The sequence below is a fragment of the Paraglaciecola psychrophila 170 genome, assembly GCF_000347635.1.
In the GTDB taxonomy this organism is placed as follows: Bacteria; Pseudomonadota; Gammaproteobacteria; order Enterobacterales; family Alteromonadaceae; genus Paraglaciecola; species Paraglaciecola psychrophila.
Window position 1 is genome coordinate 4,394,095 of sequence record NC_020514.1, and the last position, 12,408, is coordinate 4,406,502.

Annotated in this window: 9 protein-coding genes and 1 pseudogene; 5 read left to right on the forward strand and 5 right to left on the reverse strand. The window is 41.5% G+C overall.

The features are described from left to right. The first annotated feature begins 1 nt into the window (after position 1). The gene (gene argA, locus C427_RS19215; protein WP_007639941.1) at positions 2 to 1,312 is read left to right on the forward strand and encodes an amino-acid N-acetyltransferase; all 1,311 of its coding nucleotides are present in this window, start codon (positions 2 to 4) and stop codon (positions 1,310 to 1,312) included. A 22-nt stretch (positions 1,313 to 1,334) separates the two neighbouring features. Next, positions 1,335 to 1,997: a peptidylprolyl isomerase gene (locus C427_RS19220; RefSeq protein ID WP_007639940.1), complete on the forward strand. Its 663-nt coding sequence runs from the start codon at positions 1,335 to 1,337 to the stop codon at positions 1,995 to 1,997. Positions 1,998 to 2,268: 271 nt separating this feature from the next. Here C427_RS19220 and C427_RS19225 read toward each other — a convergent pair whose 3' ends face one another. From C427_RS19225 to zwf, 5 genes and pseudogenes are all read right to left on the reverse strand, one after another. Then, on the reverse strand, positions 2,269 to 2,910 hold the full coding sequence (locus C427_RS19225; protein ID WP_007639939.1) for a bifunctional 4-hydroxy-2-oxoglutarate aldolase/2-dehydro-3-deoxy-phosphogluconate aldolase: 642 nt from the start codon (positions 2,908 to 2,910) through the stop codon (positions 2,269 to 2,271). A gap of 5 nt (positions 2,911 to 2,915) precedes the next feature. Further along, complete coding sequence (locus C427_RS19230; RefSeq protein ID WP_007639938.1) at positions 2,916 to 3,866, reverse strand: glucokinase; 951 nt, start codon at positions 3,864 to 3,866, stop codon at positions 2,916 to 2,918. A gap of 4 nt (positions 3,867 to 3,870) precedes the next feature. After that, positions 3,871 to 5,692: pseudogene (gene edd, locus C427_RS19235) on the reverse strand (phosphogluconate dehydratase). A 26-nt stretch (positions 5,693 to 5,718) separates the two neighbouring features. Further along, the gene (gene pgl / locus C427_RS19240; protein ID WP_007639935.1) at positions 5,719 to 6,411 is read right to left on the reverse strand and encodes a 6-phosphogluconolactonase; all 693 of its coding nucleotides are present in this window, start codon (positions 6,409 to 6,411) and stop codon (positions 5,719 to 5,721) included. After that, positions 6,411 to 7,901, reverse strand: a complete 1,491-nt coding sequence (zwf, locus tag C427_RS19245; protein ID WP_007639927.1) for a glucose-6-phosphate dehydrogenase — start codon at positions 7,899 to 7,901, stop codon at positions 6,411 to 6,413. The genes pgl and zwf overlap by 1 nt, the downstream gene beginning before the upstream one ends. A gap of 280 nt (positions 7,902 to 8,181) precedes the next feature. Between zwf and C427_RS19250 the strand changes: the two genes are divergently transcribed. From C427_RS19250 to C427_RS19260, 3 genes are all read left to right on the forward strand, one after another. Beyond that, positions 8,182 to 9,033 carry a MurR/RpiR family transcriptional regulator gene (locus C427_RS19250; RefSeq protein WP_007639923.1) on the forward strand — a complete coding sequence of 284 codons (852 nt, stop codon included), beginning with the start codon at positions 8,182 to 8,184 and terminating at the stop codon, positions 9,031 to 9,033. 260 nt (positions 9,034 to 9,293) lie between these two features. Continuing rightward, positions 9,294 to 10,727: a pyruvate kinase gene (pyk, locus tag C427_RS19255; protein WP_007639921.1), complete on the forward strand. Its 1,434-nt coding sequence runs from the start codon at positions 9,294 to 9,296 to the stop codon at positions 10,725 to 10,727. A gap of 231 nt (positions 10,728 to 10,958) precedes the next feature. Beyond that, entirely contained in the window at positions 10,959 to 12,134 is a 1,176-nt protein-coding gene (locus C427_RS19260; protein ID WP_007639919.1) for a saccharopine dehydrogenase family protein, read from the forward strand. Positions 12,135 to 12,408: the final 274 nt, after the last annotated feature.

A 12,408-nucleotide genomic window follows, 5' to 3' on the forward strand; every position in this document is an offset into this window, starting at 1 on the left:
GGTGGTCGTCTCACATATCGACAGCGTCAAAATTATTCGTAATTCGGCGCCATATATTAATGCACACAGGGGAAAAACCTTTGTATTGATGTTTGGTGGCGAAGCCATCGAAGAAGCAAACTTTGCCAATATTATTCATGATATCGCCTTGTTAAATAGCTTAGGTGTGCGTTTAGTGTTAGTCCATGGCGCAAGACCACAAATTGATCAAAGAGTCGCATTACGAAAATTAGAAACTCGTTTTCACCAAGGTATTCGTATTACTGATAAACAAACACTTGAATGTGTAAAAGACGCAGCGGGTTCGGTGCGAGCACAAGTAGAAGCATTATTAACTATGGGGCTAGCTAATTCGCCCATGCATGGCTCACATATACGAGTGTGTTCAGGCAATTTAGTTGTTGCTATGCCTATAGGTGTGCGCGATGGGGTAGATTTTGAAAATACAGGTGTCGTTCGGCGTATCGATGTAGATGGCATTAACGACCATCTCAATGATGGATCCATTGTGTTGTTATCCCCAATGGGGTATTCAGCAACAGGCGAAGTCTTTAATTTGTCTCATGAAGACGTGGCAACCAAAGCAGCTATCGCACTTCATGCTGACAAACTCATATTGTTTAATCACCATGACGGTATTATTAGCAAAGAAGGTCGCTTATTAAGAAATCTAGAGCTGGACGCACTCTACCCCATGTTGGACGAGCCATTTTATGCCGATGAGAGACAATCATTACAAGCCATAATTTCTAGTTTAGAAGCGGGCATTAGTCGCTGTCATACTGTCAGCTATCGTCAAGATGGCGCACTACTTCAAGAACTGTTTACCCGTGATGGCGCAGGGTCTCTGATATCCCAAACATCATATGAACAACTGCGCCAAGCTAAGATTGAAGATGTGGGCGGCATTCTTAAACTGATCAAACCTCTAGAAGAAAATGGCATCTTGGTTAAACGCTCTAGAGAGCATCTGGAACAAGAAATCGAACAATTTGCCTTGATTGAACGAGACGGTATGACCATAGCTTGCGCCGCACTCTATCCCTATGTAGAAGATAAAATGGGTGAACTCGCCTGCGTTGCTACTCATAACGATTATCGAGGTGGAAATCGGGGTGAACGGATATTAGATGCCATCAAAATACAGGCACGAGAACAAGGCTTGGATTTCATTTTTGTGCTCACCACTGTGACAGCCCACTGGTTTCAAGAGCAAGGATTTGTTGAAATCAGCCTAGACGAATTACCAACAAAGAAAAAACTGCTTTATAACTTTCAACGAAAATCTAAAGTGTTTAAGCTAGCGGTTTAAATACTCGTAAATTAGGCTCGCAATGAATGCATTTCTGCCCCCCAAAACACAACTTTTGGTTGTGTTTTTTATTAGTTTCATAATATCTGGCTGCGACTTATTCCAAGACCAAGCCATCAAACAAGCTGATCAATTTATACTCCAGAAAAACATTGATAAGACCAATCAAGACTGGAAAACGTCTTTACCAAAACCGACAACATTTACTTTTAGCCAAGATAAAGCCTACCTGTGGCATTTGAAGACGAGTAAGGGTGATATACTCATAGAATTTATGCCCAACGTCGCCCCCACACATGTGTCGAGCACAATATACTTAACATCTTTAGGGTATTACGATAACACCATATTTCATCGTATTATTCCCGGTTTTATGGCCCAAGGTGGTGATCCAACCGGCACTGGCAAGGGTAACCCAGGTTATCAATATGCAGGTGAATTTAGTGATGAATTAAAACATACTCAGGGAGGGCTGTTGAGTATGGCTAATTCGGGCCCTAATACAGACGGCAGTCAATTTTTCTTAACTTTCACTGCGTCACCTTGGTTAGATGGCAAACATACAATATTTGGGAAAGTTGTTCAGGGTATGGATGTGCTTGAAAGCTTAAAAAAATACGGTTCTAGGAGCGGTAAAACCAATGAAAAAGTGTCAATTATTACCGCAACTATTTTGGTCAAGTAAGTACACCTTATCGATTTTGTGTGATGTGCTTCAGACTCACAAAAGAAACACCCTCATCATAATGACAAGGCTCTGGTGTCAAACCTCTTTGCCAGTTTCGACAATTTATTCTGGAAGAACAGCTATAATCAACCTAGGTTGTGATCATCAACCAAACATTATCCTAGTTAACAGGTTAACGATAAATATAGTGCTGACATTCCCCTTTCGTAGTTTTTCATAGACAATAAAAAAGCCACTAACGTGGCTTTTTCTAATAAATTAATTTTATTTATTTAACGCCAGCTACAGCCTGTTTAGCCAGCTCAGTAATTTTGTCCCATTCACCATTGATCATTGCACCTTCTGGGGCTAACCAAGAGCCACCAGCACAACAAACATTGGGTAATGCTAAATAATCATTGTAATTACTTGGGCTAATACCACCAGTTGGGCAGAACTTAATGTCAGGGAAAGGACCACCGATAGCTTTAAGGGCTTTCACGCCACCTGATGCTTCAGCAGGGAAAAATTTCAAATGGGTATAGCCATGATCAACAGCTGTCATCAATTCTGAAATAGATGAAATACCAGGAATAAGTGCAATACTGCCTTCGTTTCCAGCCTTCAGTAAATCAGAAGTTAATCCAGGGCTAATCGCAAATTTAGCACCTGCGTCGATGACTTGTTGTAACTGAGCTCGATTCGTCACTGTGCCTGCTCCGATAATCGCTTCTGGTACTTCTTTCGCTATTTTTGCAATCACTTCTAAGGCAGCGTCTGTTCGCAACGTCACTTCGAGTACGCGAATGCCACCGGCGATAAGCGCTTTGGCCAATGGCACCGCGTGTTCAACATCTTTTATCACCAATACTGGCACAACAGGCCCTTGGTTGAATATTTCTTCTGATGTCATTTTCCAATTCTTTGTCATTGCATTTAACCTTTACAATTTTGATTTAAATAAGCCATCGCACCAATCAAACCATGATCCGACTCGGTAATAATGAAAGTCGGTATGCAAGCTACGTAGTCACGAAATCGACCCTTGGCCTCAAAACGTAACCGAAAATCACTTTGTTTAATAAAATTGGTGAAACGAGGGGCAATGCCACCTCCAATATACACGCCACCACGTGTCCCTAAATTAAGGGCAAGGTTTCCTGCAAAGCTACCCAATATTTTGCAGAACTGTGACAATGTTGCCACGCTTAATACGCAACTACCGTCAAGAGCTCGTTCAGTAATATCAGCAGGCTCATCCAATGGTGCTGCTAGTCCTTTATGCTTAGCAATAGCTTGATATATATGCACTAAACCACGACCAGACAGTACTTCTTCAGCTGATGCATGGCCTAATTTGTCGGTTAAAAATTGCCAAATCGCAATATCTACTTCATCCACAGGTGCAAAATCAACATGACCACCCTCACCGTCTAATGCCAGCCAACCTTCTGAAGTATGAGTTAAGTGTTTAACGCCGAGACCAGTACCGGGTCCAAAAACAGCAATGTTGTCAAAATCATTTGCATGCCCTTGGCCTATTTGTTCTTTCTGTTGATTGGTTAATACAGTAACGGCATAGGCAACTGCAGTGAAATCGTTAATCACCCCTAACCAATCTAAGCCAAGCTCAGCTTGTAATTGGGAGACAGAAAACTGCCAGTCATTGTTGGTCATAGAAATCACATCACCATTGACTGGACAAGCGACACCTAAACATCCAGCAGTAAAGTTCACCTCAGGAAATTCAGCTAAATATGCTCCAATAGCTGTACCTATGGTCTTATAATCACTGCACAAATATTTTTTGATATGACACAGCGTGCCATTTTCTATTTGTGCCAAACGAATATTAGTACCGCCTACATCCGCAACAAATTTTGACATGGTATTAGTCCTGGCCAACAAACAAGGAACAAGCACCCTGCTCTGCACCGGTTAATGTTGAACGCATACCGGCAAACATTTCACGGCCCATGCCAATTTGATGTTTTGCAACGTCTGGCACCTTAGCCTCGCGCTTGGCTAATTCTTCTTCGCTGACAAGAATATCCATCGCACCAGTTTCAGTATTAAGTTCGAGCATATCACCAGTTTGTACCTTGGCTAAATTACCACCTTTTATTGCTTCAGGTGTGACATGAATGGCCGCAGGCACTTTACCTGAAGCGCCAGACATACGCCCGTCTGTGACCAATGCCACTTTAAAACCACGGTCTTGTAATACCGCTAGAGGTGGAGTCAAACTGTGTAACTCAGGCATACCAATAGCAGAGGGTCCTTGAAAGCGCACCACAACCACACAATCCTTATTTAGCTCACCGGCTTTAAACGCCGCGTGTAATTCGAACTGGTCTTCAAATACCACAGCGGGAGCTTTGATTTTACAATGGGGTTCACGTAAAGCAGACGTCTTCATCACTGCACGGCCTAAATTACCGCACAGCACAGATAAGCCGCCGTCAGCTTTGAATGGTTCACTGACTGTCGCAATCACTTGCTTATCAAATGATTCTTTTGGTCCATCACGCCAAATTAGTTCGCCATTTTCTAAAATTGGTTCTTTAGTATATTGCTCTAAACCTTGACCACATATGGTTTTCACATCGTTATGTAATAACCCACCTTCTAACAATTCTCTGATCAACAATGCCATTCCGCCTGCTGCGGTAAAATGGTTAATGTCGGCTGAACCATTTGGATAAATACGGGTTAATAGTGGCACTGCACTGGAAATATCTGCAAAATCATCCCAGTTGACGATGTATCCTGCTGCTTTAGCCACTGCGACTAAATGCATCGTGTGATTTGTTGAACCACCCGTTGCAAGAAGACCTACCAAACCATTTACGATGGCTTTAGCATCCACTATGTGACCAATGGGACGATAGTCGTCACCTAAATCAGTAATACGGGTAACTTGTCTTGCGGCGGCATTTGTTAATGCGTCACGTAAAGGTGTGCCTGGATTAACGAATGACGAACCAGGAAGATGTAGACCCATTATTTCCACTACCAATTGATTGCTATTGGCGGTGCCATAAAAGGTGCAAGTACCGGCTGAGTGATAGGACTTTGATTCAGCGTCTAGTAGCTCTTCGCGGCCGACTTTACCTTCAGCATAAGCTTGGCGTACTCTTGCTTTTTCTTTATTCGGTAAGCCTGAAGGCATTGGCCCAGCCGGAACAAATACAGTAGGCAAATGCCCAAAACTTAGTGCACCAAGCAATAAACCGGGGACAATTTTGTCACAGATACCTAACATCAAGGTGCCATCAAACATATTGTGTGAAAGAGCAACAGCCGTAGACATTGCAATAACATCCCGACTCATCAAGCTCAAATCCACTGCCCGGTGTACCTTGCGTCACTCCGTCACACATTGCGGGCACGCCACCAGCAAATTGGGCGACGCTACCTACGTCTTTGATGGCCTGTTTTAGCTGAGCCGGAAAAGCTTCATAAGGTTGATGAGCCGAAAGCATATCGTTATAAGAAGACACTATCGCAATATTCGATTTGGTCATGCTACGCAAATCGGTTTTATCTTCGGTGCCACAAGCAGCGAAGCCATGGGCTAAATTGCCACAAGACAACACACCACGATGTGGGCCATGCAAGCGCGCACTTTCAATCTTTTCTAAATAACTTTTCCGCGTACTTTGGCTACGCTGAATAATTCGGTCTGTGACTTCTTGAATAACGGGGTTCATCAATATTTCCTATAACTAAAAATTAATCAGGGTGCCCACAAAAGTTCGACATCAGCGTTGTTGATGACAGCTCTAATTGGCATAACCATAGCGTCGTCATCTGACAGAACCGTATTTAATACCTCTTTCTTGCTTTCGCCAGTTAGATGCAAAAATATTTGATTACTGTTTAATAATGCAGGCAAGGTCATTGTCATACGTTGGTTTGGAGCGGTTTTAGGCTGAACCGCAATAAATGTATTGCCTGACTCAAGGTCTAATCCTTGGGCAATTTGTTCTGAGCAAGGAAACAACGACGCAGTGTGGCCATCTTCACCCATACCTAAAATCAACACATCAAAAGGTGTGCGCATTTTTTGCAAATTCTCGGTACAGGTCAATACTGCATCTTCAGCGTCGTCATGTTGAGTTTTCAACGGCACAAAATTAGCATTAGCAGCTTTATTAATCAGTAACGTAGAGCGCAACATTTTTTCGTTAGATGCGTCGTCGGTATTATCTACCCAGCGCTCATCTGCCAAACTAATATCAACTTTTTCCCACTCTAAATTAGACTTTGACAGTAAAGTAAAAAGTTCAGCCGGCGTTTTGCCTCCTGATACAACTAAGCTTGCTCGGCCATTTTCTTCTATACCATCTCTCAGTAACTTCATGATTTTACGAGAAAATGCAGTATTAAGTTGTTCAGTTGTTCGAAATTTTGATTGCGATAATGCCATTATTTTTTTCCCATGCTGCTTTCACACCAAGCTCTGTCTTCACGAGCAAGTAGCGCGATTGACGCTACTGGCCCCCATGTACCGGCCTGATAAGGTTCAGGTGGTTCTTTGCTGTTTTTCCAAGCAGCTAGGATACCATCTACCCACTTCCATGCGGCCTCTACTTCATCACGACGAACAAATAAGGCTTGATTACCCAACATAACTTCCAACAGCAGCTTTTCATAAGCATCAGCGATACGTTCATCTTTGAACGTATCGGAAAAGCTCAAATTTAACTTAGATTTTTGTAAGTCCATTGACCCTCTTCCTGTAAGTCCTGGCACTTTATTCATGACAGTGACTTCAACCCCTTCATCAGGTTGCAACCGAATGGTTAATTTATTCGGTGGTAATTCCGGAAAACTGTCTTTAAATAAATTATGTGGTTGACGTTTAAAGTAGATCACCACTTCACTGGTTTTATTGGGTAAACGTTTCCCGGTGCGCAAATAAAATGGCACCCCAGCCCAACGCCAATTGTCTAATTCGACTTTTAAGGCAATAAAGGTTTCTGTCTCACTGGATGTATTCGCATCGGGCTCATCTAAATAGCCTGGTACTTCCTGGCCTTTAACAAATCCCCCAACATATTGACCACGAACAGTATTTTGACGAACATTACTCGCATTAATAGGGCGTAATGCTTTAAGTACCTTGAGTTTTTCATCGCGAATACTATCCGAATCCAAGTTGGCTGGAGGCTCCATTGCAATCAGTGTCAAAATTTGTAACAAATGGTTTTGTACCATGTCACGCATTTGTCCCGCTTCGTCGAAGTATCCCCAACGACCTTCAATACCTACAGACTCAGCCACACTGATTTGCACGTGATCGATGCAATTATGATCCCAGTTAGTCGCAAATATAGAGTTGGCGAACCGCAAAGCAATCAAGTTAAGTACGGTTTCTTTCCCCAAATAATGATCAATTCGGTAAATTTGACTTTCATCAAAAAACTCTGCCACTTGATCATTGATCACTTTAGATGATGCCAAGTCGTGACCGATGGGTTTTTCTAAAACAACCCGCATGCTTTTATCAATAATTTTAGCGGCTTTCAAACCAAGACAAATATCACCAAAAATCGATGGCGGCGTTGCAAAATAACAAACCATCATCCGCTTAGGATCGACGTGTTCTTTAAACGCTTTGTAACTCTCTGCATTTTTCATGTCGATTTGGACATAGTCTAATTTTTCAGAGAATCGCTCCCAAGTATCTTGGCACAACTCTTCTTTACTAAATTTTTCAATATTTTCTTTTACAAGTGTTACGTAATCTTCTCTACTGATATCTTGTCGCGCTACACCGATCACTTTTGTTTCGGCATGCATCAAATCAGCTTTTTCAAGTTGATATAAAGAGGGTAAAAGTTTACGTCTGGCAAGATCACCTATAGTGCCAAACAATACGAAATCACAAGGTCCGAATGAATTTTCCAAAACCATTTTTTCTGCCTACTTAATTTTGATAGATAGTGTTAATTGTCATAACAAATAGCTATTATAACCCAATAACCTACACATAACTTAAAACTTAACATCAAATGTAGTAAGTTTACAACTTTCCACGGTCTTTAGCGGGTAAAATTGTCATTATAGGTGTTTTAGTCCATTAAACCGAAAGAATTCCTGTTAAAAAATTACAATTATAGTACTCTTCTGCTAACAAATAATTGTAACGTTGCCTCTTGATTGGAACTATTATAATGAAGTTTTCAGTACTCGCATGAATATTCTTGAAAAAATAATTCAGCACAATTCTGTCTTTAGTAAGTCTGAGCGTAAGGTCGCAGAAGTTATATTAGCGAATCCACAAACAGCGATACACAGCAGTATTGCCACCCTCGCAAAAATGTCAGGGGTGAGTGAGCCTACAGTGAATCGTTTTTGCCGCAGACTGGATACCAAAGGCTACCCAGACTTTAAATTACATTTAGCACAAAGCCTTGCTAATGGTACGCCTTATGTCAACCGGCATGTTGAAGAAGATGATGGTCCTGAGGAATATACCAATAAAATCTTTGAATCCACTATGGCCTCACTTGAGGTTGCACGACAGTCAGTAGATATACCTACGATTAATCGTGCCGTTGACTTGTTAACACAAGCCCAAAAAATATCTTTTTTTGGGCTTGGCGCTTCAGCTTCAGTTGCCCACGACGCATTAAACAAGTTTTTTCGATTCAACGTCCCAGTTATTTATTTTGAAGATATTATCATGCAACGTATGAGCTGTATGAATTCTGGTGAAGGTGATGTAGTGGTATTGATCTCACACACCGGTAGAACAAAAAGCTTGGTTGAAATAGCCCAAATAGCCAGAGGAAATGATGCAACTGTTATGGGGATTACTTCAAAAGACAGTCCATTAGCCAAAGAATGCAACTTGGTCTTATCCCTTGAAGTCCCAGAGGATACAGATATGTATATGCCCATGGCATCAAGGATTGCACAATTGACTCTAATAGACATATTGGCTACAGGTTTCACCCTCAGAAGAGGTAATAAATTCAGAGAAAATCTTAAACGTGTCAAAGATACTTTGCGCGGATCAAGATTTGATAAACGCATTGATTAAAGTATTAATCTATCCGCACCTAATAAAATAGCTCCAAAGATTTCTATCTTATTAGTTCAATTTAACTTTTTGGCCATTTTGCACTACCCTTCCGTAATAAAATTACATTTTTGTTTATTTATAACTAATTTTAGTCAACATTTACACAGAAAATTATAGCCTTACAGAGACTGTATATATTTTATTAGACGAGACCAATTTTATGCAGAGTACTGCGAAAATAGGTGACACATGCGCCACAACAACAGAGCACTCAAACTATGTTAAGACGAACAAAAATACTTGCTACCCTAGGTCCATCTACAGATACAGTAGAACAAATTGAAGCGATTATTAAAGCCGGAACCAACGTGGTTCGCATGAACTTTTCTCATGGTACGGCCGAAGATCATATTAATCGAGCAGAAAAAGTTCGCACAGCAGCAAAAAAGTTAGGTAAATATGTCGCCATTTTAGGTGACTTACAAGGGCCAAAAATTCGTGTAGCTAAATTCGTTGATGGATCGATTATCTTAAAGATGGGTGATCATTTCATTTTAGATGCAGATATGGGTCGTGATGATGGTAACCAGCAAGCAGTAGGCATTGATTATAAAGCCTTACCCCAAGACGTCAACAATGGCGATTTATTGTTACTTGATGATGGACGTATTCAACTTAAAGTGACGAGTGTTGAAGGTAATAAAGTACATACCGAAGTCACAGTTGCCGGTAAATTATCAAATAATAAAGGCATTAACCGCCAAGGCGGGGGTTTATCTGCTGAAGCACTCACTGCCAAAGACAAAGAAGATATTGTGACCGCAGCAAAGATTGGTGTGGACTATTTAGCGGTATCTTTCCCTCGCTCTGGTGACGATTTGCGGTATGCCCGTCAACTCGCTGAAAAAGCCGGTTGTTATGCCATGATATGCGCCAAGGTAGAACGTGCAGAAACCGTTGCCTCTGACGAAGCCATTGATGACATTATCGAAGCATCTGACGCAGTAATGGTGGCTCGCGGTGACTTAGGTGTTGAAATTGGCGATGCAGAATTAGTCGGTGTACAGAAGAAACTCATCGCTCGCTCTAGGCAGCTGAACAAAGTCGTGATTACCGCTACCCAAATGATGGAGTCAATGATCACCAGCCCTATGCCTACTCGTGCAGAGGTGATGGACGTCGCAAATGCAGTATTAGATGGCACTGACGCCGTCATGTTATCAGCCGAAACAGCCGCAGGTGAATACCCAGTAGAAACGGTAGAAGCGATGGCAAGAGTCTGCGTTGGCGCAGAGACGCATCCAAGTGTCACTATTTCAAAGCATAGAATGGATGAATCCTTTAGCTCTGTTAGCGAAACAGTCGCTTTGAGTGCAGTGTATTCAGCTAACCACTTAAGTACTATCAAGGCAATTGTCTCCTTGACCGAAAGTGGTAGCACCCCTTTGTTAATGTCAAGAATGACCACGTCTTTGTCTATTTATGCGATGTCTAGACACGAAAGTACACTTAATAAAATGGCGTTATATCGTGGTGTCATGCCAGTATTTTTTGATTCAAGGGGCAGCGATCCTGGTCAATTGAAAAATGATGTTGTCGCCATTTTATTAGAAAAAGGTATTTTGGAGCCAGGCGACCAGTTCATTATGACTTACGGCGATGTAATGGAAACAATCGGCGGTACTAATGCTTGTAAGATTGTTACAGCTTAGTAAAATTTATAACTAGAGTTCCTAGTGAATATACTGAATATAAAACGAGTCTCTTAGGCTCGTTTTTTTTACACTTTTATTCACAGCTTGATGGATTAAGCATCGAGTCCATTATTCATTTAGCCTTCCGCTGCTTATTACTAAAGAATATAGTTTGCCATTACCCAAATAAATTAAAATTATCGATAATCCCCATTACACTCAATACACTAAAATTAATTGGAGTACTGAATGAGTACACACAAAAAGTTCGATATCGTTATTTATGGTGCAACTGGTTTTACAGGCCGATTAGTTGCTGAGTATTTAGTTAAACAATACGCTGGTGATAGTTCAGTGAAATGGGCAATGGCTGGACGAAGTGCTGAAAAACTAGCACAAGTAAGAGATGATATTGGAGCACCTTCAAACACACCTTTGGTGGTGGCCGACTCTGATGATTTAAGCACAATACAAGCGATGTTAGACAGCACAAAGCTTGTATTAACCACAGTGGGACCTTATCAATTGTACGGTTCAGATTTGGTGGCTATGTGCGCTAAATCTGGAGTAGATTATGTTGATTTATGTGGTGAGCCAGTATGGATGAGCGAAATGATCCCTGCCCATGAAGCAGCCGCTAAAGACAGCGGAGCACGTATTGTGTTCTCTTGTGGTTTCGACTCTATACCATCGGACTTAGGTGTTTATCACTTGCAACAACTAGCCAAAGAAAAATTTGGTCATGTTATGCCTAGAGTAAGGTGCCGTGTTAGAAAAATGAAAGGCACGTTTTCGGGCGGAACAGCAGCAAGCTTTAAAGAAACTCTTATTGCGGCTAAAAAGGATCCGGCCAAAATGCAGGCCCTACTCAACCCATTTTCTCTCACGCCTGGATTTAAGGGCGCCGACCAACCTTATGGCAATAAACCTTATTACGAAGATGATTTAGGCTCTTGGGTGACACCTTTTGTAATGGCAGCGATTAATACACGTAATGTGCAGCGCTCTAACTTTTTGTTAAACAGCGAATATGGCGACGATTTTGTCTATGACGAAATGTTTATGACAGGACCCGGTGAAAAAGGTGAAACCATTGCCAATGCGATGGCGAATGACAAAAGCATGGGCGGCGACGGTGGACCTAAACCTGGTGAAGGACCAAGCAAAGAAGAGCGAGAAACTGGCTTCTACGATTTACTTTATGTTGGCTCCGATGCAGAAGGTAACAGCATCAAAGTTGCAGTGACAGGCGACAGAGATCCAGGTTACGGATCAACTTCAAAAGTCATTGCTGAAGCGGCGATTTGTCTCGTAAAAGACGCAAAAGATACCCAAGGCGGCATTTGGACATCGGCGCCTGCTATGGGCGACAAGTTAATTAAACGCCTTATTGCAAATGCGGGCTTAACTTTTACGCAAGAATAACTAAGATCAATAACGATAAAATATCGTTCACAGCAGTGAACGATATTTATATTGCATTTTAATCATCAAATTTATAATGGTGAGTTAATCAAAAAAGGCGTTTTCTGCGCGCTCCAGTCATCACTAATCCTAACGCACCAGGCTGTTGATGAAATGGCGTCACGATAGAGTATTGAGAAAGAGTTTCATTAAGTTTAAATCATCTCAGAATATTTAATGTCATGCCACATAAACCAAAAGTAGGTTATTAACAAACTTGACTGCATACAAAGAT